A 20,937-nucleotide genomic window follows, 5' to 3' on the forward strand; every position below is an offset into this window, starting at 1 on the left:
GGCATGGCACTCTTCGATCGTCTTTCGGCAAAAGGCTTTCAGGTCGAGTTTCATTCGCACGCTGAAGCGATTCTCTCTGTCGACTTCCCAGACGCGGTATCGGAGCTGGAGGCTGTTCTTCTAGCTGCATCAATTCCGATCGAAGAAATAATCGCTGGCGGTGGTGGTGAAACAAAGAACACGCAGCGCTTACGGCGAGGGTTGGTTGCTGCGGATTGGTTGACGACAACTTTCACGATCGAAAAAGTAATTAATGGAATCGCGAGAGAAGCGATTTCCCACAAAATGGATCATGTACGGCATCTTCGGCAGCGGAATGATTCCGATGCGGTGGTCGCACTAGAAATCGAATGGAATAACAAAGACCCATTCTTTGATCGCGACCTTGAGAATTTCAAACGTCTTCATGCCGAGGGAGCTATTTCAGTCGGAATTATTGTCACGCGAGGAAAATCGCTTCACGACAATGTGCTCAGTCTTGTGCAGCGATTTTTCGACGAGCGGCAAATTCAATCGTTCGATGACTTGTTGCGCTGGGGATACGATCCCACAACACGTCAGCGCGCTGCGATCATGAAACGTATCGAGCGCTCGAAAGATCCGGTTACCTTCAGAGAAGCATTCTCGAGCAAATTTGCAGCAGACAAGTTCGGTGAAGCTACCACCCATTGGCGAAAATTAGACGATCGAATCTCTCGCGGTGTTGGCAACCCATGCCCTCTGGTTACAATTGGGCTGCCAGATTCAATCGTCAGCTTTGGTGAGGATCCTTCGGGTCTCCAGCCAATAATTGATGCAGTAGGAGGCGACGAATAATCGCTATTCGGCAGGCTCTACTGCCGAATTGTAGGCATATGTTTTCCAAGTAGGCTTATAGTCCTCATCTGCCTGATTGCCCCAATACGTCCATCGGGGTCTGGTGCCACGTGCAAAAAGCTCCAGATACGGACCTTTGGAGCAGCTTTCGATCAGTTCATATTGCTCATCGGGTTTGCGGGAATGTTCCCGCTTTCGCGATGACATGTAGTTGACCTGGCTGCGGCCGGGAGATTCCGTACGAGCATTTTTTCCGCGCACGCCGAACAGAAGCAGCTCGGTCACGTTGCGAAAATAGAAGCCGACGCCGCGGCCATCAGAGCCGCCGTCCTTTCGCACTTTGTGCCAGACGATGTTCGACTTGTATTCGAATCCCCAGGCTCGCATGACTCGCAGAGCATCCGGCAGCAGCGCATTCGGAACCCAGAGGTAGAGATGTGCCGGTTGCAAAGTCAGTTCTGATATCGGCAGCGCGCAGATGTCATCGGTCGTCAGCGTTTCATAGCGTGACAGACGGCGATGTTCGGGCGCAACTTTGCCGGTACGATTTGTGAAGCGCCAAGGAGGATCGGCGAGCACCGTGTGAAAGCGCTTGCCACCTGTTTTCTTCGCCAAGTCGATGGCTGCATTCATCGCTTCGGCGTTCACAATGGCCCCCTAAGAAAATAAGAACAAAGACAGAACTTTCTGCCCGTGTCAAGACTGCACGATTCGCACCGACATGTCTGGCACATTGTGTGTCTGTCGACAGATGCCTATTGAACCGACACAGAAGACAATCTTCGCGAGAACAGCATGTCTAGACCCGACTGGTCCGCCGCCCTCTACCTGAAGTTCGAGGACGAGCGCACCCGCCCCGCGCGCGATCTCGTTGCGCAGGTGCCGATGCGGGAGCCACGTCGGGTGGTCGACATTGGCTGCGGGCCGGGCAATTCGACCGAATTGCTGGTCGAGCGCTGGCCAAAGGCGCAGATCAGCGGCTTCGATACCTCGCCTGATATGATCGAGAAGGCCAAGGCGCGTCTGCCCGGCGTCACCTTTGCGCTGGCGGATGCGGCGGCGTGGCAGCCGACGGAACCCGTCGACGTGATCTTCGCCAATGCGGTGTTTCAGTGGCTGCCGGAGCATCCGGCGATTTTCCAGCGACTGATGGGATTTTTGGCGCCCGGCGGCGCGCTTGCCGTGCAGATGCCGGATAATATGGCCGAGCCGTCGCACCGGCTGATGCGGGAGACTGCGGCCGAGATGCCGTTCACCGAAAAGCTCAGCGACGCGGCCCGCGCGCCGCTGCCGCCTGTCGCGTTCTATTACGACCTGCTGTCGCCTTTCTCGGACCGGCTCGATATCTGGCACACGATCTACAACCATCCGATGGCGGATGCCGAGGCGATCGTCGAGTGGGTGAAGTCGACAGGGTTGAAGCCGTTCCTCGATCCGCTCGACGAAGACGAGCGGCAGCTTTTCCTGAAGCGCTATACGGCCAGAATAGAAGAAGCCTATCCAGCGATGTCGAACGGCAAGGTGTTGCTGCGCTTCCCCCGTCTCTTCATCGTGGCACGGCGCGCTGCTTAGGAACTTTTAGCCACGGCAAAGGGTAGTGCGCAGCGGCCGCTTGACCCGATTTCACCTCCATGCGCATTTCAGCGGCGCAAGGGCAACGGCCCGTCAGCGGCCATGGGGTGGATGATGACACTGAAAAAGATGGTTTTCGGCGGCAGCGTTTGCGCGGCCGCCGTGCTCGCCTTGTCGATGTCGGCGGAGGCGAAGCGGGCGCGCTGCTTTACCAGCGACGACGGCTATTTCTCCTGCAACTACCGGGCGCTGGACGGTGACGGCAGCTTTCGCATCTCTGCGCCAGGCTATCCGACTTATGTCCTGGAGGTCGACGGGCCCGGTTTTGCTTACGGCTACGTCAATCTCGGCCGGCGCAATGTCTCGCTGCCCGGGCAATTCGTGCGCGCAGCAACGATGACGGCGCCTGCTGGAACAATCCGCAGACCAATACCAAGCTCTGCGCCTGGTAAAGACCCGTTCCAGGGGCTTGATTTAAGCCGGCATAAACTGGCTAGGTGCAAAAGAGGTTGCGCCGAGCTTTTTGCGGCGTCGACATGAGGCCGCAACGTCTGCGCATGGGACGAACTGGAAATGCATCGCGTCATCATCAGCGGCATCGGCGTTGAAATCCCCGAAGCTTCGATCACCAATGAGGAGCTCGTCGCCAGCTTCAACACCTGGGTGGACACAGAGAATGTCCGCCGCGAGGCCTCGGGCGAGACGCTGCTGCAGAAATCGGACAGTGCCTTCATCGTCCATGCCTCGGGCGTCCAGACCCGCCATGTCATCGAACGGGAAGGCATCCTCGACCCGACCCGCATGGCGCCGCGCTTCCCGGCGCGGCCCGACGATGCGCTGTCGCTGGAGGCCGAGTTCGGTATCGCCTCGGCCAGGAAGGCGCTCGATCATGCCGGGCTGAAGCCTGAGGATATCGACCTGGTGATCTGCTCGGCTTCGCACCATCAGCGGCCCTATCCGGCGATCGCCATCGAAATGCAGCAGGCGTTGGGGACGAAGGGCGCCGGCTTCGACATGGGGCTTGGCTGCTCGTCGGCGGCGGCCGCATTGCACATCGCCGTCAATCTGGTGCGGGCAGGGGCGCACAAACGCGTGCTGGTGTCGACGCCGGAGATCATCACCGGCCATCTCAATTTTCGCGACCGGCAGACGCATTTCATCTTCGGCGACGCTTCCGTGTCGATGATCGTCGAAGGGCTCGCCCAGGGCGAGAAGCGGCCGGGGCGCTTCGAGGTGCTGGATACGCGCACCTGGACGCAGATGTCCAACAGCATCCGCACCAATCTCGGTTACTATACCCGCGCAACCCAGGACGATCCGTACATGATCGATCTGGAAGGCAATCTGATCAAGCAGATCGGTAACAAGGTGTTCAAGGAAGTTACCGTCGCCGGCCACAAATTCATCGTCGAATTCCTGGCCGAGCACGGGCTGACGCCGCAAGCGATCCGGCGCTTCTGGCTGCATCAGGCGAATGCGCGGATGAACGCCATGATCCTGAAACTGTCCTTCGGCCATGAGGTCGACCATGACCGCGCGCCGATGGTGCTGGAGCGCCTCGGCAACACCGCCGCCGCCGGCGCCATCATCGCCCTGTCGGAGAACCATGCCGACATGAAGGCCGGCGACTATGGCCTGCTCTGCGCCTTCGGCGCCGGCTATTCGATCGGCGGCGCGCTGTTGCGCATGCTTTAGATTTTTGTTTTATGCATGTCGTTGTCCCAAAACGCTGCACACTTTTGGGCGACATGCATTAGCTCGGCGCGAACGGCACCAGCATGGGAACGCGCCTGGCATAGTCGTCGTAAGCGCTACCCAGTTCGCCGCGGAGAAAGCGCTCCTCCAGCCTTGCTTTCATGACGATGCCGACGATGAGGAGGATGGCCCCGGCAACGCCCCAGACCGTGCCCTTCGCCGCCGTGGTGGCGAGGATCGCCAGAAGCAGCCCGGTGTAGATCGGGTGGCGGACCAGCCGGTAGGGACCGGTGTCGACGACGCGGTGCTCAGCCTTGGCGGTGACCGTGCCCGACCACAGGCGGCCGAGGTGCAGCCGCGCCCACCAGGCGAATGCCAGACCGGCAGCGATCAGCGCGAAGCATATCCACGCGTCGGCAAGGGTTGGCATCCAAAGTCTCAGCGGGCCGGCATAGCCGTGCGCCGGGATGAAGAGCAGGATCGTGCCGAGCACCAGCACCGCCCGGTAGGGAAGTTCCGCGTCGAAACCGGCGCGTTTTTCGGCCCGGTCGGCCCAGAAGGCGGCCGCGGCCCATGTGACGACCCAGAGCAGCCAAAGCTGCACGATCGCCGATGCGGGATGCATGATAACCTCCGCAGGCCTTCGTCTGACCCTGTTATCCAATCGATACAGCGCGGCAGCAATGCGGCACGGGCGCGGAATGGAGCTGGTCCAGCCTGGAAGGGGGTTGTCGGCGCCGAACCGTATCAGCCGCCTTGATTGGAGCATCAACGCTTTCGACTGGACGCTGTAAATCGACTTCGGCTAACTGCGCCCCGTCGCAAGGAATGAAACCAATGCTGGATATGTTTCCCGCAGCCGAGAATCCGGTCGAGATTGTCCCGGCGCGAAAACTCGCCGCCAAGGTGGCCGCGCTTTACGTCGCGCCGTTCGATCATTTCGAGACACGAGTCGTGGATGCGTTGCAACTCGGCTTCGATGGCATCGATGGCGATTTCCACGCCGGCACGACGCGGCGCTCCGGTGGGCGCGAGCCCTGGTATCCGCGCGGCACCGAGATGCGCAACGAGCGGCAATTGTCGATCGTGGCGGCGGGCGAACTGGCCATCGTCGCCGAGCGGATGGGCATCGCCGAGATCAAGCCGGAATGGATCGGCGCCAATCTCGTGATCGAAGGCCTGCCGCACCTCTCCATGCTGCCGTCCGGGACGCTGCTGTTCTTCAAAGGTGGCGCGACCGTCAAGGTCGACGCGCAGAACGGACCTTGCCGCATCGCTGGGCGGTCGGTCGCCGAACATGCCGGGATGGCCGACCATGACGCCGGCGCGCTGCTGTTCCCAAAAGCGGCGAAGCGGCTGCGCGGGCTCGTCGCCTGGGTCGAGAAGCCCGGCACGATCACGGCCGGCGAGGAGATTTCGGTGCGCATGCCGGAGCAGTGGATCTATCGGGCCTAGTCCAGGCAAGGCGGCATTGCCAGCCGAAGCCGCGTTCCTTCGCGCCCCCTCTGTCCGGCAGGGCAGAGGGGCACTGTCCCGCGACCTTTCAAGACCTTGGTTCCTCGCCCACCGCGAAGCGGGGGAGAGGTGGCCGCCCACGGGTCTTGCCTTCGGCAAGCCCGAGGACAGGCACCGCGGCCGGCGAGGCTTTTCGTAGAGCGCGGTTCCCCCTCTCCGTCTCGGCTTCGCCGAGCCACTTTCGTGGGGCGAGGAACCCAAGCTGGAATGAGGCCGCGACGCCAACCTGAAGCGATTTTCCTGATGTATAGCAACTTTGTTCTTGCTTTGTGCCGGCAGCTATGCTACTAATCTTGCTATGGTGCTGATTCGCCCCGCTGCCCCGCCCATTGAGGCGGGTTTTTGTTTCAGGCTTTGAACGTTTCGATGTTGCCGACGTTGACGTTGGCGGGACAGCGCCGCGCCAGGCCAGCGAGGGTCAGGGGTAGCGCACCGGGGTCGACCATGCCGGTTCTTCGTGCTTTTGCCAATAAAGCGCCGTCAGTCGGCTGGTGATCGCACCGACCTTGCCGTTGGCGACCGGAGCGCCGTCGATCGTTGTCACCGGCATGATGCCGCCAGCGGTTGAGGTGATGAAGACTTCGTCGGCCGCCTTAAGCGCGGCGATGCAGACGTCGGTTGCTGCGGCGGCAAGCCCGGCCTCGGCGCAGAGATCGAAGACGGTGCGCCGCGTGATGCCCGGCAGCACGCCGACCGCTGGTGTCGACAGTTTTCCGTCCTTCACGCAAAAGACGTTGAAGCCCGGGCCTTCGGCGACATTGCCGTTGAGATCGAGGATCAGCGCGGTCTCGGCGCCGCGGTCATAGGCGTCGTAAAGACCGCGCACCAGGTCGAGCCAATGATAGTTCTTGATTGCCGGATCGACCGAGGTCGGCGGGATGCGCGCCTTATCGCTGATCGCGACATTGAGGCCGCGCTGCAATTGCTCGGCATTGGCGACCGAGCCGAAGGGAACGGCGAAGGCCATGAAGCGGTTGACCGCCTGGCGCGGGTCGCGGCTGAAGGTCGGAGAGGTGCCGCGCGTACAGAGCATCTCGACATAGGCAGCCCGATGGCCAGACAGCGCCACGCAGTTTTGAAGGATTTCGGCCACGCCTTCGTGGTCGAACGTAATCGTCATGCGCAGCTTTTCCAGCCCGCCGAAGAAGCGGTCGAGATGCAGGTCGAGACGGAAGAAGCGACCGTTCCAGACATGCACCGTATCGTAAGTGGCATCCGAGTGCAGGAACCCCCAATCAAGCACCGGGATCCTGGCCTGCGACATTGGCAGATACTGGTCGTCCAGAAAGGCGACGCCGTCCGGATAGGAGTGCGGGTCGACATGCTGTACCGAGAGCAAAGGCAGCGGTTTGGTCAGCGGATCCCCAGCGTTGTCCATCTCGCCTCCTTCATGCCCTCGCGCGGTGGCCGCTGCATCCGGGTAGAACAGCACGGCCGGCCGGACAAGACACAGGCCGGACTTGCCGGATAGGCCATTGCTAGCCTGTCACTCCTCGTCCTCATCATCGAGCAGACGGGTGGCGCGCCAGCGGGTCAGCACATTGTTGGTCTGTTCGATGACGAAGAAGCGCGCGGAATCGCGGTCATAGCCTTCGGCCAGCAGCTTTTCGTAGTCGGTGTGCATATGGCGGATATGGGCGATGGTCGCCAGCCACACGGCAATCGTCGGCGGCAGCGTCTTCATATGCACGGCGCCGGCATCGGCACGGATCTTTTCCATGTCGGCATAGGGCGCCAGCGGCAGAAGCGCTGTCAGCGCCTTGGCGATGGCGCGGCGGCGGCCGGTCGGCGCGCTCATCACTCGACCCGTCCTGGCTCGTCCCGCCCGGCCATGGTTGCCTCGGCAAAGGCATCGGTCGAGGCGAAATAAGGCTTGAGGTCAATGACCGGCGTGCCGTCGAGCACGTCGATGGCGTCGAGATCGATGCGGCCGGTGTCGATGTCGAGGGCGACGAGCTTTGCGACATGCAGTCCGATCGGGTTCGGCCGGGCAGGGGAGCGCAGCGAAAAAACGCCTTTCGGCTCCGTGGCATGGCGGGGTTTCTGCACAATCAGTTGCCGCGGTGCATGGTGCAGCCAGGACAGGATGATCACGTGGCTGGCGCGTTCCAAGCCAAGCAGGCCATCACGATAAAGCGGGTCGATCGTGAGAGCCGCCGGCCGTCCCGTCTCCCGCGCGGCTTTCATGTTCTTGGGGCAAGTTTCCCGCGTCGTCCACGGCGAGGCGATGCGGCCGATGAAGACGACATGGCCATCCGGCGGCATCGTTGCCGGGTCGGTCTTCAGAAGCTTTTCGCCGCTACGCGTTTCGAACATGGTTCTCGCCCCGATCATGCTTCCGGCTTTGCGCGATCCGCCACGCATGCGTCATTTTCTTGTCCGGAAGCGACATAGCGCTTGCAAGGCTATCAAAATCGACATAAACATATGTTTATATCTTTTCAAAGAGAATGCTCGCATGCATGTCGCTCTCGACACGATGGTAGATACATTGAAGGCGGCGGCCGAATCCAGCCGGCTGCGCATATTGGCGCTGCTGTCGCGCGGCGATCTTACCGTTTCCGATCTCACCGAAATCCTCGGCCAGTCGCAGCCGCGCGTCTCGCGGCATTTGAAATTGCTGCTGGAGGCCGGGCTGATCGGCCGCTATCAGGAGGGGTCGTGGGCCTTCTTCCGGCTTTCGGATTCCGACGCGTCGCGCGATTTCGTACTCAGGCTGGTCTCCGGCATCCGCGGCGCCGATCCGCAGGTCGAGCGTGATCTCGAACGGCTGGCCGCGGTCAAGCGCAAGCGGCAGGACCGGGCTGCCGAATATTTCTCGGTAAACGCCGCAAGCTGGGACCATATCCGGTCGCTGCATGTGCCGGACCGCGCCGTCGAAGCAGCACTCGTCAAGCTCGTCGGCAAGCGACCGTTCCAGTCGATGCTCGATCTCGGCACCGGCACCGGACGGCTGCTCGAGATCTTTTCGCCGCTCTATCGGCGCGGTGTCGGCATCGACATGTCGCGCGAAATGCTGACGGTGGCGCGCGCCAATCTCGACAAGGCCGGCGTTTCGAATGCGCAGGTGCGGCAGGGCGATATTTTCGCGCCGCCGGTCGAGCGCGACGCCTTCGATCTCGTCACCATCCACCAAGTGCTGCATTATCTCGACGATCCAGCTCGCGCCATTCGCGAGGCGGCGCGGCTGTTGCGCCCGGCCGGCCGGCTGGTGATCGTCGATTTCGCGCCGCACACGCTGGAGTTTTTACGCGACGAGCACGCGCATATGCGTCTCGGCTTTTCCGACCGGCAAATTGCCGACTGGTTTTCCGAAGCCGGCCTCGACCTCGAGGACAGCCAGGAATTCGAGCCGCGCGGCGGCAACGAGGCCAAGCTCACCGTAAAACTCTGGCTCGGCCGCGATCGACGCATGCTGATCGCCGAGCCTTCCAACGACAGACAACCGGCCACTGCGTATCCGATAGGGGAAACCGCCTGATGAACCAGTTCCGCTTCTCCCGCCGCCCCGACATTGGCGACAAGGTCAGGGTTTCATTCGAGTTCTTTCCGCCGAAGAACGACGAGATGGAGGCAAGGCTGTGGGACACAGTCACCCGGCTGGAGCCGCTCAAGCCGAAATTCGTTTCGGTCACTTATGGTGCCGGTGGTTCGACCCGCGAGCGCACGGCCCGCACCGTCAAGCGCATCCTCAACGAAACGACACTGACGCCGGCGGCGCATATGACTTGTGTCGACGCGGCGCGTCACGAGGTCGACGCGGTGATCCGGGAATTCGCCGATATGGGCGTCAAGCGTTTCGTCGCGCTGCGCGGCGATCCGGCCGAGGGCGTCGGCGCGGCCTACCGGCCGCATCCGGACGGCTATGCCAATGGCGCCGAGCTGGTTGATGCGCTGAAGGGCGCCGGCGATTTCGACATATCGGTCTCGGCCTACCCGGAAAAGCATCCGGAAAGCCCGGATTTCGCAACCGACTTCGACATGCTGAAGCGCAAGGCCGACAATGGCGCGACGCGGGCGATCACCCAGTTCTTCTTCGACAACGATCTCTATGAGCGCTATGTCGAACGGGCACGGCGGGCCGGTATCTATATACCGATCGTGCCGGGCATATTGCCGGTGCACAACTTCACCCAGGTCGCCAACTTCTCGGCGCGTTGCGGCGCTTTGGTGCCGGCATGGTTGGCCGAGCGCTTCGATGGGCTGCAGAACGACCCGCAAACGCATGCGCTGGTGGCGTCGGCCGTGGCCGCCGAGCAGGTGCTCGACCTTGTCGAGCGTGGCGTTGGCGATTTCCACTTCTATACGATGAACCGGGCCGATCTGGTCTTTGCCATCTGCCACATGATCGGCATCAGATCGCACGAAGTCGAGGCAGCGGGATCTGCCGCGGCCTAGGGGCAGGCGAGTCCTGTGAAATGCAAAAGGTTGGGGAAATGCAAAAGGCCGGGCAAAATGCCCGGCCTTTTCAATGGTTTGTAATATTCGGTGCTGGTCTTCCGCCGCTCAGCGGCCTTATGGAAGGACGCCCATAATGAGGGCGCCGATGAATGCAAACGCAGCACAAATCATCAAAGCGTTGATTGGCCTCGTCAGTCCCATGTCATAGCCTCCTCTTAAGAGCTATGGCGAGAGTCTAGGGTCATTTGTGCCACAGGCAAGCAGAAACTTTGCTGCAATGCGACGAAATTGTGGAATTTTCGACCTGCTGTTTGCCGTTAGGTATTGAAACTCTTGGTCAAAAGCCGGCCTTGGACCTGTGAATAATTTGTGGCGAAGCCGTGGCATGGCAGCGCTACCCAGCCCCGAATTGGAATCGCTTTTCGGGGCGACGCAATCAGGCGCGGCGTTCTAGCGTCGGCCGAACAGGCGCCCATCAATGGTGACGAGGCCGAACGCGATCAGCGCCATGCCGCCGAGTTCGAACAGTTCGAGCCGCTCGCCCAGGAACAGGAAGCCGAGCAGGATGGCACTGGCCGGCACGATGAGCGTGACCAGCGAGGCGTTGGTGGCGCCGGCCGAGGCGACGAGGTTGAAATACAGGATATAGGCGAAGGCGGTCGACAGCAGCGCCAGCGCCAGCACCGCCGCCCATACCGGCGGCGAAGCCGAAAACAGATTGGCAGCGTCATAGGTGAACAGAACGACCGGGATCATGATGATGGTCGAGCAGGTCAATTGTCCGGCGGCGATGACCGGCGACGGCACACCCTTGAAGCGGCGGGCAATCATCAGGGCAACCGCATAGGAGAGCGAGGCGCCGATCAGCGCGAATTTCGCCCAGACCGGACCGCCGAGCCCGGCAATCAGCCCGGGACCGATCATCACCGCAGTGCCGGCTATGCCGAGCGCGATGCCGGCAAGCTTGTTCCACGACAGTTTCTCGTCACTGGTCAGCGCATTGGCGAGGATCAGCGTCCAGAACGGCGTGGTCGAATTAAGCACCGAGGCGACACCGGCGCCAAGCTCGGTCTGGCCGGCAAAGATCAGCGAGAAAGGGATGACATTGTTGGCGAGCGCCAGCAGGAAGAACAGTCCGACATGTGGGAAGGCGAGGCGAAAGGACGGGCCGCGAACCGCAAGATAGAGCTGCAACGCGATCGCCGCGATGGTGACGCGAAACAGCACCAGCACCAGCGGAGGAAGTTCCGATACCGCAATGCGGGCAAAGAAGAACGAACCGCCCCAGATGGCGCCGAGCAGCAGAAGCTGCGCCCAGTCTTTGAGCACCATCGGCCCGCGTGCCGTGGCGGTGGTGGCAGCTATCGCCATTGGTCGTCCTCCCAGACGAGATGCCTTGCTCTTCAGGCATCTGTTCACGCATACCCGGTCCGGCGGCAAGGGCCACCCGAAACCTGAGCGATGGCCTAGCTCTCTCATAACCGGCGTACAGAACCGGCGTAGCGCCGCGAAGCCAGGGCTGCGAGACATAGAATTGTTTTCATTAGCCGCTAGCTTGGATTAATTGTGCGCAGCCTCAGTCAAGGGATTCGTCCATGCAGCGATTCGAAAATGCCCGTGAGGCAGCGCTGGCACTTCGCCCGGACGATCCGGTCTACTGCTTCCGGCCACAGGTGCTGAAGGCGGACGCCAAACAGTTCATGGGCATGTTTCCCGGCAAGACCGCTTATGCGGTCAAGACAAATGGCGAGCACATCGTGCTCAACGCCCTGGTCGAGGCCGGGGTCACTGCCTTCGATGTGGCATCGCCCGGCGAATTCGCCGCCGTGCGTGCCGTCTCGCCGGACGCCGAGATGCTCTACATGCACCCAGTGAAGGCGCAGTCGGACATCAGGCTGGCGCTGGAAAAATACGCCATCCGCGTCATTTCGCTCGACCATGAGGACGAGATCACCAAGCTGACCAGGGTGGTGCGGGCGCTCGACATCGATCCGGGCGCCATCACCGTGTTCGTGCGCATTCAGACGAAGGGATCGGCGGCATACGAGCTGTCGAAGAAGTTCGGCGCCGGACCGGCCAATGCGGTCGAACTGGCCGAGCGGCTGAACCGGACGGGCTACAAGGTCGGGCTGTGCTTCCATGTCGGCAGCCAGATCGAGGATCCCGACACCTATGAGCGGGCGCTGGCCTCCGCCGACTGGGTGCGCAACCGCGTCGGCTTCGACATTGCCGGGCTGGATGTCGGCGGCGGCTTTCCGGCCGAATACGGCCATGATCCGAACAGCCGCAAGCCGGAAATGCCGTCGCTCGGTCAGATCATGTCGCGGCTATCGGGCGACCTTAGGGAATACCAGTTCGACCAGATGCCGCTGGTGGCCGAGCCCGGCCGGGTGATCGTGGCGCGCTGCCTGTCGCTGATCGTGCGCGTGCTGCTGCGCAAGGGCAAAAGGCTCTACATCAATGACGGCATCTGGGCGTCGCTGTCGGATTCATGGACCGGCAAGATCACGCTGCCGGCACGCTTCATCCCCGATCCGGCGATCCGCTCGCGCAATGGTGTGGAGAAGACCATCGTGCCGTTCAAGGTCTGCGGCGCGACTTGCGATTCCGTCGACATATTGTCGCGGCCGTTCTGGCTGCCGGAAACCGTCGATACCGGCGACTGGATCGAGATCGGCCATATCGGCGCCTATTCGCTGTCGCTCAGGACACGGTTCAACGGGTTCTATCCCGACACCTTCGTCGAGGTGGCGACGCCGTTCGACGAAGGCGATGCGCCGCAGGGGTTTGCCAGCCTCGAGACGATGGCCGATTAGTTAATGGTGAATAGTGAATAGTGAATAGTGAATAGAAGTAGTTCTTGCGTTCCGTCCGGCTTCGGTGAATTGTCACCATTCACCATTCACCATTCACCATTCACCATTCACCATTCACCATTCACCATTCACCATTCACCATTCACCATTCAGTCAGGCTACTCCACCGCCAGCCTGGATATTCTCGCCGGTCAGCCAGCGCGCCTCGTCGGAGGCGAGGAAAACCGCGACATCGGCTACGTCGCGCGGTGCTCCGATCCTGCCGAAGGGCGACATGCCGGCGGCGATCGCGCGGTCCCGCTCGGGCAGTAGGTCGGTGTCGGTGAAGCCTGGTGAAAGCGCATTGACGGTAACGGCGCGCGGGCCAAGTTCGCGCGAGAGGACGCGAACGAACTGCTCGACGGCTCCCTTGCTGCCGAGATAAAGCGCCGTCTGCGTGAAAAACATTCTGGTTCCGCCGGTGGAGACAGCGATGATGCGGCCACCGTCACGAACGCGGCGCGCCGCTTCCTGAAGCGTGAAGAAGGTGCCCTTGGCATTGGCGCCGAAGACATGATCGAAGTCCGCCTCGGTGGCCTCGACGAGCGGCTTTATGACGGCGACGCCGACATTGGCGACGACGATGTCGATCGCCCCCACCTGCCTTTCGCTTTCATCGAACAGCCTGCGAATGTCGGGGATGCTGGAGACATCCGCCTGGACGGCGACGGCTTTTCCGCCATTCCCTTCAATGGAGGCAACCACTTCCCAGGCGGCTTTCTCGTTGCCGACATAGTTGACGACCACGGCCGCACCCTTGGCCGCGAGCCCCTCCGCGATGGCGCGTCCGATGCCGCGCGAACTGCCGGTCACAAGTGCGGTTTTGCCCTCAAGTGGACGATGCATGGCTGTTCCTTCCGTCTGGCTGCGGCCGCCTCGATCGAGCGGCGTTCCAGGGAAAGCTAAGGACATGCTATTGCTCAGAGAATAGCCTATTATCTAACTGACTTGTTAAGTCTGGGATACATAATGCGAGGAACCGAGTTTTCCGAACTCAGGGCATTTGCAACAATCGTCGAAGAGGGCAGCTTTGTCCGCGCCGCGGCCAAGCTCAGGATTTCGCCTCCGGCGCTCAGCCAGACGATACGCGGGCTGGAAGAGCGTCTCGGTGTCCGCTTGCTCAACCGCACCACGCGCAGCATGTCGCCGACTGCTGAGGGCGAGAAGCTATTTGCCCGCATCGCACCGGCGTTCAGCGAACTGGAAGGGGCTGTTGCGGACGCTCATGCATCCCGCGGTCGGCCGGCAGGCTCGCTGCGCATCAATGTTCCGCGCATCGCCGCCACGCGTTTCATCGCGCCGATCCTCGGCGATTTCCGCCGCGCCTATCCCGACATCGCCCTCACGATCATCGTTGAAGACATGCTCACCGACATCGTCGAGGGCCGCTTCGATGCCGGAATCAGATTGGGCGAGCGGCTGCACAAGGACATGGTAGCGGTGAAGCTCAGCGAGGAGCTCGAGATGGCCGCAGTGGCCGCGCCGAGCTATCTGGAGCATCACCCGATACCCCGTCACCCCGCGGACCTGCATCAGCACCAGTGCATCGATTTCCAGTGGCCGAGCGGCGGCAATCTCTACCGCTGGGAGTTCGCCCGGGGCCAACGTGCCTTGGAAGTGGCTGTCAGCGGCGGCCTGACGGTCAATGATACGGAACTGATGATCGGGGCGGTTCTGGATGGGGTCGGCGTGGCGTACATGCTGGAATACCAGGTCCGGCCGTGGATCGAAGCGGGAAAGCTAATTCGCTTTCTCGAAGCCTGGTCGCCGAGATTTCCGGGTTTTTATCTATACCACGCGAGTTCCCGGCAGGTTCCGGCCCCGCTGCGAGCCTTTATCGATTTCCTGCTTGCCAGGCGGTGATGTGATGCGGATCTACCACCCGATCATCTTTACGAAACCGTCGAATTTCTCGATTCCAAGCGGGGCAGGGTAACGCCTGACGAATTCAGCCGGTTTGAAAGGGTTTGATAAATAGTTGAATTCCCAAGTGTCGCGGGAAGCTTGATAGTCAATTCGCAGGTTGTCCCGATTGAATTCGATCGGATTGTTGACGCTGACAACTAGCGTATGCATCGACGTAAATGCGTAGAATCTGTTCGCCGCATAAGCAGACCGGATGTGGCGAATGAGATCGACCATCGGTTGTTGGTCGAAGGCGTCTTTGGTGAGTGAGACGTAGAAAGCCTCTATGCCACCCAACGGTCGCGGCGAGGTAAGGCTGGGCGTGTAGGTATTCTTTGGGTCGTAGAGGCTCATACCTGACTTCCACATGCTTGCTGCCAACAAGCTGCAGAAGTCATACTTGCAATTTTACAGCTTCGCCAGCAGCTCCGGAGTCGGCCAGCCGTCGACCGGCAGTCCCAGACGCATCTGCTCCTTGCGGATGGCTTCGCGGGTGTTGGTGCCCAGGATGCCGTCGACGGTACCGACATCATAGCCTTTCGCTTCGAGCTTGGTCTGTAGCGCCTTCATCTGGTCGCCGTCGAGGCCGGGTTCGGGGTTGCGCGGATCGAATCGCGGCGCCCCCCCCAGCCGGGCGGCAAGATTTGCCGCGGTCAGGGCATAGGTGAAGGACTGGTTCCATTCGAGATACACGTCGAAATTGTCGTAGGTCAGGAAGGCTGGCCCCTTGCGACCCATGGGCAGCGCCAGGCCGGCCTTCAGGCCGTTGTCGAGAAGCGGCGTGCCGTCTGGCCTAGTAACGCCCCACTGGGTCCATTGCGTCAACGGCAGCTTGTTGGTGCGCCCCGTCTGCTCCCACGGCAAGTCGTCGGGCACACGGACTTCCTCGATCCAGGGCTGATCGCGCTTCCAGCCGCGCGACTGGATCTTGCTGGCCGTGCTCATGATCACATCAGGCGCGCTGCCGCGCAGGTCGACCAGACCGTCGCCGTCGCCGTCGACGCCGTGACCGAGATAGTCGGAAGGCAACATCTGCGTCTGGCCAATCTCGCCGGCCCAGGCACCGGTCACATCGGCCGGCACGACGCCGCGATCGATCAAGGTCAGCAGCGGGAGGATCTGCGGCCGGAACAGCTGGGGGCGGCGGCAGTCATGCGAGAGCGTCACCAGCGCGTTCAGTGTATGAAAATCGCCTTGCACGGCGCCAAAATCGGTTTCCAGAGCCCAGAAGGCGGCAATGACCGGCGCCTGCACGCCGAATTCGCGATCGGCGCGGGCAAAGATCTCGGCATATTTTTGCAGATTGGCCGCACCTTGCTTCAGCCGATGGGACGAGATCATGCGGTTCGAGAATTCGATGAAGGTCTGGGTGAAGACACCCTGGGCGCGGTCGCGTGCCAACGCCTTTTCATCGAGGGTGGCGCTTTCCAGCGCATCGAGGCCGGCAGTGCCGACGCCGGCCGCCCGGGCCTCCGCCGCCACGCCCTGCTTCCATGCCTCGAAATCGCCGCCACATTGCTGTGCCGTGGCGGGCGAGGCGGTCAGGAGCAGCGCCGCGAGAGTTCCAAAGCGCAATCGCATCGCCATCCTTCCGAGAAGATTACCGGCGGTTGCAGGCATTCGTCATTGGCCATGTCGAAAAGCAGGCGGCAGGCCCGGTGTCAACGGGTGTTCTGCCGCAACCACTTCTTCCAGGCGGCTTCGGTGCCGTTGAAGATGTTGATGTCGGCGTTTCCGGCCATGCCCGGCACGACACCCGTTCCGGTATACTGCCAGAAGGTGAAGGGATGGCTGCCGTATCTCTGGCGCGGGTGCCCGGCGACGGAGCGCAGCCAGTAGGGGTAGCCGCGGAAACCCGACAAACCATTATCTTCGAAGAAGTCGACCGACGTGTAGATGATCGGCTTCTTGCCATAGTGTTTTTCAACGATTTCGAGGAATGTGCTCATCTCGCTGCGCACCGTGGCGGCATCGGGCCGCAGCTTGCAGGTCGGCGATTTCGGGTTCCATTCCATGTCGAGGACCGGCGGCATCGCCGAGCCGTCTTTGGGGACGTTCTGGATGAACCAGCGCGCCTGGGTCGCGGCGGGCGTACAAAAATAGAAGAAATGATAGGCGGCGCGGGGAATCCCCGAGGCTTTCGTGCGGCTCCAATGCTCGTTGAAAGCTTCATCGAACCGGTCTCCGCCTTCGGTTGCCTTGATGAAGGCGAAAGAGATGCCGCTGGCCCTGGCCGCCGGCCAGTCGATCGAGGTCTGGTATTTGGAGACGTCCGTGCCGTGGACGGCATAGTTCCACGGTGTGCCGCTGTCCCATTCATGCGGGTCGGAGTCGGCGAAACGGGGGGCGCGTACCGCAACCGTAGGGGCGCTGGACGACGACAGCGATGGTGTCAGATCCTCGACCGTCGAGCAGGCGCCAAGCAGCGTCAGCGTGATGAGGACCGCGAAACGGCGCATCGCTACTTCCTGAGCCGGTTTCAGCCGGCCGCTGATGGGTCTTTCTGCGGGTGGCCCCTCGACCGGGTGCGGCGCGTTTGAAACCGACTTACGCCACGCACCTGGATCTTCGTTTCATGCATTCCCAAAACCGCTGTGCAGTTTGGGACGCATGCATTCAAGCCCCGCCGGACGGTCACCCCACAGGATCGCCCGGTTCTCTCTCGTGATCGCCGATCATGGTTGATATTCGGTTGACGACGCTCGACAAGAGCCGCGATTTTGCCGAAACAATGGCGGCAAATCGATGACATAGATCGAGCGCTCAGGGGGAGTTCGAAAATGCAGATCCTTCTGAAGTTCGTCAAATGGCTGCTGGGCCTGGCTGTGCTGGCCGCCGCGACACTCGCGGGCTGGCTGTATTTCGCGCCGCCGGAACTGATCCGCGTCGGTTCCGGCTATTCGGCCAAGATCGTCTGTTCGAACGTCTTCATCGCAGGACGAGACGCCGACGACGTGCTCGCCGTCGATGTGCAGGCGCCGGGTCATCCGCTGCTGAAGCTGATGAGAGTGTCGGTGGACAAGGAGAAGGGAACGGTTTCGGCGGGCCTGTTCGGCGTGCTCGGCAAGAGTGTCGCGGTCGTCCGCGACGGGCTCGGCTGCGCCTCGGTTCCCGACGGCGATATTGCCGCCGCCAAGGGCATCGTGGGAGCTGCACCGACGCCGGCGCCGCTGCCCGATGCGATCTGGCCGGAGGGCGACAAGGTCGATGCCTCGCAGGATCCCGAGGTCACGGCAATCCGCGACGATCCGGCGTTGACCGGCGCCGGCATGCGTGCGGTGGTGGTGGTCAAGAACGGCCGCATCGTCGCAGAGCGCTATGGCGACGGCTTTTCCGAAAAGTCGCCGCTATTGGGCTGGTCGATGACCAAGACGGTGAATGCGGCGATCGTCGGCACGCTGGTGAAGGACGGCAAATTGGCGATGACCAACCAGGGCCTGTTCGGACCCTGGCAAGCAGATGGCCGCGCCGTGATCAGCCTCGCCGACATGATGGCGATGTCGAGCGGGCTGGAATTCAACGAGGACTATGGCGACGTCGCCGATGTAACGCGGATGCTCTATCTCGAACCGGACATGGCGGGCTTTGCCGGATCCAAGCCGCTGACCGGCGAGGTCGGCAAGGTGTTTTCCTATTCGAGCGGCACGGCGGTGATGCTGTCCAGACTGTGGCAGGACGCGATCGGAGACAAGGCATTGGCCTGGCCGCGGACCGCGCTGTTCGATCCGCTCGGCATGCGCAGCGCAGTCATGGAGGCCGACGAGCACGGCACCTTCGTCGGCTCGTCCTATCTCTACGCCACGGCACGCGACTGGGCGCGCTTCGGCCAGTTTCTGCTGCAGGGCGGCGTCTGGAACGGCAAGGATATTCTGCCTGCCGGCTTTGTCGACTGGATGCGCGAAGCAGCACCTGCCTCGAAAGTCTACGGCAAGGGGCAACTATGGATCGAGGGGCCAGGCGATGAGGAAAGCCCCGGCGCCGGCGTTGCCGCGGGCCTGCCCAAGGACACATACTGGATGGAGGGGCATGACGGGCAAACGGTCGCCATCGTCCCCTCGGAGCAACTGGTCGTGGTGCGGCTCGGCCTGACGCCGGCCAGGCTCGGCTACCGGCCGCAGGCGATGGTAGCGGCGCTGGTCAAGGTGCTGCACTGAGGGGCGCTGCACCGAGGGTGCCGCATCTCAAACAGGTCCCACGCTATTTGCGGGGGCCGACCACAGCGAGCCACGCATAGCCGCGATAAAGCGTTTGGAAACGGAGGCTTGCACGGGTTCTTGCAGATTCCGAATCCAGAACCGCACGCAGCGATTCACGCGGCTCGACATGGAATTTCCTCAACCAGCCGCGCAGCAGCGCGCGGAACCAGCCGGGCAGGGTTTCCTGCTGGCCGAAATCGACGACGTGCAGCGAGCCGCCAGGTGACAGGGCTGCAACTGCTGCAGACACCGTCTTCTCCCAACCGGGGATCATCGACAACGAATAGGACACGAATATCCGGTCGAAATTCTCGACGCCGAACAGCGCTTTGGCGTCGAAATCAGTGGCGTCGCCGCGCGCCAGCATGACGCGGCCGGAGAGGCCTTCGCGGGCAAGGGCGAAAGCGGCCGTCTCCAGCATCTCGGCCGAAATATCCAAGCCGAAGAAGCGCGCGCCGGGATAGCGGCGGGCGGCGAGGATGATGTTGCGACCGGTGCCGCAGCCAAGCTCGAGCACCGTGCCGCCGGCCGGCACATCCAGCCCGGCGATAAGCCGGTCGCGGCCGAGCAAGTAGTATTTGCGGGTCAGGTCGTAGATATGACGCTGCCAGCGGTAGACGCCGTCCATCAGCTCGGCATGGCTGGCCGGCACCTCGGTCGTGCTCATGCGCCCTGCTTCACATAGAGATGGAAGCCGCCATAGATGGCCGAGCGGTCGCGGGCCGAAAACTCGCGCGAGGCGTCGTTCTCGTAGCGCCACTGGTCGAGCAGCGAATTCGAGACGCGGCCGGGCAGCAGGCTGGGTTCAGCGGCGGTGCGGAAGATGACGCGGGCACCAGTGGAGGCGGTTCGGGTGATCTCGGCCCACAACCCGTTAAGCTGGTCGTCAGTCATCCAGTCCTGTGCGTCGAGCAGCACGAAGCGGTCCACCGAACCGGCATCCTTGCCGGCAAGGAACTCGACCAGATTGGCGTGGTGGACGGCGACGCGGTCGACATTGTTGCGGATCGTCTTGTAGTTGCGCTTTTCGAGATAGGCGGGCAGGGCGGCCTCGCCCGGATTGGGATAGCGGCGGGCGAAGGCCTGCCAAGCGAAGTAGTTGCTCTTCAGCGGAAAATCGCAGGCGAGCTTTTCCAGCCGGGCTTTTAGAACGCTGGCCATGGTGCCGTCACCCGAGGTGATCAGCGAATCGTACTGGGCAGGCGGAATGCCGAGGCCGAACAGCGAGGCTTTTCGCGAGGTCGCCCATTTCAGCAGCGGCTTTTCGAAGACCGGCGCCAATTCCTCCTCGAAGAAGCGGCGCTGATCGGCGATGGTTTTGGCATTCATGATGCCGGCCGGATCAACGCCGAAGAACTTGGCGGTGCGGTGGCCCATGGCGATGAACAGGCCGAGCAGGCCGGTCTGGTAGAAATTGCGGTCGAAGACAGCGATGCGGCGACGGCCGCGCCAGTTGCGGCGCTCCCAATAATGACGGCTGACCGGGTCGAGATGCGGTGCGATGAAGCGGTCGTAGGCTTGCGAATTGTGCCGGGTCTCAGTCGCTCCGAAGAAACGGAACAGGTCGCCCTGCGACGGCAGGTGACGCACCGCTTCGAGCTTCATGCGGTTCAGCGCGATATGGGCAGCGTTGAGGTCGACGGCGTCGATCCTTCCCGGCGAGCGGGTGAGATAGGCAAGAATGTTGCAGCCGCCCGACGCGATGGTGACGATGCGGTGGCCCTTGCCGAGCTGCATCGCATCCATGTCGACCTCGGGGTCTTCCCATATCTGCGGATAGACGAGCCCGGAGAACAGAAAGGCAAAGAGCCGTTCGGAAAGGCCGGCCTTCGACAGCGGGCGGTTCTGGTAGACGGCTTTGCCAACTTCCTTGCCGCGGCGAAAAACCAATTCCCCAGAAATGTCCGTCATGGCAAGGCGAATCCCCGTTTGCTTTGCCGCAAGCGGGTAGCGCAGGGTCATGACAGGCCGGTGACAGGCTC

At 62.0% G+C, this 20,937-nt stretch carries 22 protein-coding genes; 10 read left to right on the forward strand and 12 right to left on the reverse strand.

Going from position 1 to position 20,937, the window contains the following annotated elements:
- Positions 1-3 precede the first annotated feature (3 nt).
- Positions 4-816, forward strand: a complete 813-nt coding sequence (locus NKJ94_RS08360; RefSeq protein WP_352524228.1) for a BglII/BstYI family type II restriction endonuclease — start codon at positions 4-6, stop codon at positions 814-816.
- Between the two features lie 3 nt (positions 817-819).
- On the opposite strand, the gene NKJ94_RS08365 is transcribed toward NKJ94_RS08360, so the two are convergent.
- Positions 820-1,464: an MT-A70 family methyltransferase gene (locus NKJ94_RS08365; RefSeq protein WP_352524229.1), complete on the reverse strand. Its 645-nt coding sequence runs from the start codon at positions 1,462-1,464 to the stop codon at positions 820-822.
- 147 nt (positions 1,465-1,611) lie between these two features.
- Between NKJ94_RS08365 and tam the strand changes: the two genes are divergently transcribed.
- From tam to NKJ94_RS08380, 3 genes are all read left to right on the forward strand, one after another.
- Positions 1,612-2,388 (forward strand): trans-aconitate 2-methyltransferase, encoded by a 777-nt coding sequence (tam, locus tag NKJ94_RS08370; RefSeq protein WP_352524230.1) that lies wholly within the window; start codon positions 1,612-1,614, stop codon positions 2,386-2,388.
- Positions 2,389-2,499: 111 nt separating this feature from the next.
- A complete protein-coding gene (locus tag NKJ94_RS08375) occupies positions 2,500-2,928 on the forward strand; it encodes a hypothetical protein (protein ID WP_352524231.1) in 429 nt (142 codons plus the stop codon).
- 84 nt (positions 2,929-3,012) lie between these two features.
- Positions 3,013-4,083, forward strand: coding sequence for a beta-ketoacyl-ACP synthase III (locus NKJ94_RS08380; protein ID WP_502900653.1), 1,071 nt, complete (start codon positions 3,013-3,015; stop codon positions 4,081-4,083).
- A gap of 58 nt (positions 4,084-4,141) precedes the next feature.
- On the opposite strand, the gene NKJ94_RS08385 is transcribed toward NKJ94_RS08380, so the two are convergent.
- Positions 4,142-4,708, reverse strand: coding sequence for a methyltransferase family protein (locus NKJ94_RS08385; protein WP_352524234.1), 567 nt, complete (start codon positions 4,706-4,708; stop codon positions 4,142-4,144).
- Between the two features lie 212 nt (positions 4,709-4,920).
- Here NKJ94_RS08385 and NKJ94_RS08390 point away from each other — a divergent pair, with 212 nt between their 5' ends.
- Positions 4,921-5,538: an MOSC domain-containing protein gene (locus NKJ94_RS08390; protein ID WP_352524235.1), complete on the forward strand. Its 618-nt coding sequence runs from the start codon at positions 4,921-4,923 to the stop codon at positions 5,536-5,538.
- Between the two features lie 478 nt (positions 5,539-6,016).
- On the opposite strand, the gene NKJ94_RS08395 is transcribed toward NKJ94_RS08390, so the two are convergent.
- The 3 genes from NKJ94_RS08395 to tsaA form a co-directional block, all read right to left on the reverse strand.
- A complete protein-coding gene (locus NKJ94_RS08395; RefSeq protein ID WP_352524236.1) occupies positions 6,017-6,976 on the reverse strand; it encodes an aminotransferase class IV in 960 nt (319 codons plus the stop codon).
- Positions 6,977-7,084: 108 nt separating this feature from the next.
- Positions 7,085-7,396 (reverse strand): DUF2293 domain-containing protein, encoded by a 312-nt coding sequence (locus NKJ94_RS08400; RefSeq protein ID WP_352524237.1) that lies wholly within the window; start codon positions 7,394-7,396, stop codon positions 7,085-7,087.
- Entirely contained in the window at positions 7,396-7,914 is a 519-nt protein-coding gene (tsaA, locus tag NKJ94_RS08405) for a tRNA (N6-threonylcarbamoyladenosine(37)-N6)-methyltransferase TrmO (RefSeq protein WP_352524238.1), read from the reverse strand. The genes NKJ94_RS08400 and tsaA overlap by 1 nt, the downstream gene beginning before the upstream one ends.
- Before the next feature lie 142 nt (positions 7,915-8,056).
- Here tsaA and NKJ94_RS08410 point away from each other — a divergent pair, with 142 nt between their 5' ends.
- Positions 8,057-9,079 carry an ArsR/SmtB family transcription factor gene (locus NKJ94_RS08410; protein WP_352524240.1) on the forward strand — a complete coding sequence of 341 codons (1,023 nt, stop codon included), beginning with the start codon at positions 8,057-8,059 and terminating at the stop codon, positions 9,077-9,079.
- Positions 9,079-9,996 carry a methylenetetrahydrofolate reductase [NAD(P)H] gene (gene metF, locus NKJ94_RS08415; protein ID WP_352524242.1) on the forward strand — a complete coding sequence of 306 codons (918 nt, stop codon included), beginning with the start codon at positions 9,079-9,081 and terminating at the stop codon, positions 9,994-9,996. Before NKJ94_RS08410 ends, metF begins: the two co-directional genes overlap by 1 nt.
- A gap of 453 nt (positions 9,997-10,449) precedes the next feature.
- Here metF and NKJ94_RS08420 read toward each other — a convergent pair whose 3' ends face one another.
- Positions 10,450-11,370 carry a DMT family transporter gene (locus NKJ94_RS08420; protein ID WP_352524244.1) on the reverse strand — a complete coding sequence of 307 codons (921 nt, stop codon included), beginning with the start codon at positions 11,368-11,370 and terminating at the stop codon, positions 10,450-10,452.
- 224 nt (positions 11,371-11,594) lie between these two features.
- Here NKJ94_RS08420 and NKJ94_RS08425 point away from each other — a divergent pair, with 224 nt between their 5' ends.
- Positions 11,595-12,815, forward strand: a complete 1,221-nt coding sequence (locus NKJ94_RS08425) for an alanine racemase (protein WP_352524246.1) — start codon at positions 11,595-11,597, stop codon at positions 12,813-12,815.
- 153 nt (positions 12,816-12,968) lie between these two features.
- On the opposite strand, the gene NKJ94_RS08430 is transcribed toward NKJ94_RS08425, so the two are convergent.
- Positions 12,969-13,700, reverse strand: a complete 732-nt coding sequence (locus NKJ94_RS08430; protein ID WP_352524247.1) for an SDR family oxidoreductase — start codon at positions 13,698-13,700, stop codon at positions 12,969-12,971.
- A gap of 123 nt (positions 13,701-13,823) precedes the next feature.
- Between NKJ94_RS08430 and NKJ94_RS08435 the strand changes: the two genes are divergently transcribed.
- Complete coding sequence (locus NKJ94_RS08435) at positions 13,824-14,717, forward strand: LysR family transcriptional regulator (protein WP_352524248.1); 894 nt, start codon at positions 13,824-13,826, stop codon at positions 14,715-14,717.
- Between the two features lie 12 nt (positions 14,718-14,729).
- On the opposite strand, the gene NKJ94_RS08440 is transcribed toward NKJ94_RS08435, so the two are convergent.
- The 3 genes from NKJ94_RS08440 to NKJ94_RS08450 all read right to left on the reverse strand — a co-directional run bounded on the left by NKJ94_RS08440 (position 14,730) and on the right by NKJ94_RS08450 (position 17,218).
- The gene (locus NKJ94_RS08440) at positions 14,730-15,113 is read right to left on the reverse strand and encodes a hypothetical protein (protein ID WP_352524249.1); all 384 of its coding nucleotides are present in this window, start codon (positions 15,111-15,113) and stop codon (positions 14,730-14,732) included.
- Between the two features lie 54 nt (positions 15,114-15,167).
- Entirely contained in the window at positions 15,168-16,340 is a 1,173-nt protein-coding gene (locus NKJ94_RS08445; protein WP_352524250.1) for a lytic murein transglycosylase, read from the reverse strand.
- Between the two features lie 80 nt (positions 16,341-16,420).
- Positions 16,421-17,218 carry a glycoside hydrolase family 25 protein gene (locus NKJ94_RS08450; RefSeq protein ID WP_352524251.1) on the reverse strand — a complete coding sequence of 266 codons (798 nt, stop codon included), beginning with the start codon at positions 17,216-17,218 and terminating at the stop codon, positions 16,421-16,423.
- A 321-nt stretch (positions 17,219-17,539) separates the two neighbouring features.
- On the opposite strand from NKJ94_RS08450, the gene NKJ94_RS08455 reads away from it, so the two are divergent.
- The gene (locus tag NKJ94_RS08455) at positions 17,540-18,913 is read left to right on the forward strand and encodes a serine hydrolase domain-containing protein (RefSeq protein WP_352524252.1); all 1,374 of its coding nucleotides are present in this window, start codon (positions 17,540-17,542) and stop codon (positions 18,911-18,913) included.
- Positions 18,914-18,956: 43 nt separating this feature from the next.
- On the opposite strand, the gene NKJ94_RS08460 is transcribed toward NKJ94_RS08455, so the two are convergent.
- A complete protein-coding gene (locus tag NKJ94_RS08460; RefSeq protein WP_352524253.1) occupies positions 18,957-19,622 on the reverse strand; it encodes a class I SAM-dependent methyltransferase in 666 nt (221 codons plus the stop codon).
- On the reverse strand, positions 19,619-20,917 hold the full coding sequence (locus tag NKJ94_RS08465; protein ID WP_352524254.1) for a BtaA family protein: 1,299 nt from the start codon (positions 20,915-20,917) through the stop codon (positions 19,619-19,621). Before NKJ94_RS08465 ends, NKJ94_RS08460 begins: the two co-directional genes overlap by 4 nt.
- Positions 20,918-20,937: the final 20 nt, after the last annotated feature.

This window comes from Mesorhizobium sp. M0060 (assembly GCF_040323155.1).
GTDB lineage: Bacteria > Pseudomonadota > Alphaproteobacteria > Rhizobiales > Rhizobiaceae > Mesorhizobium.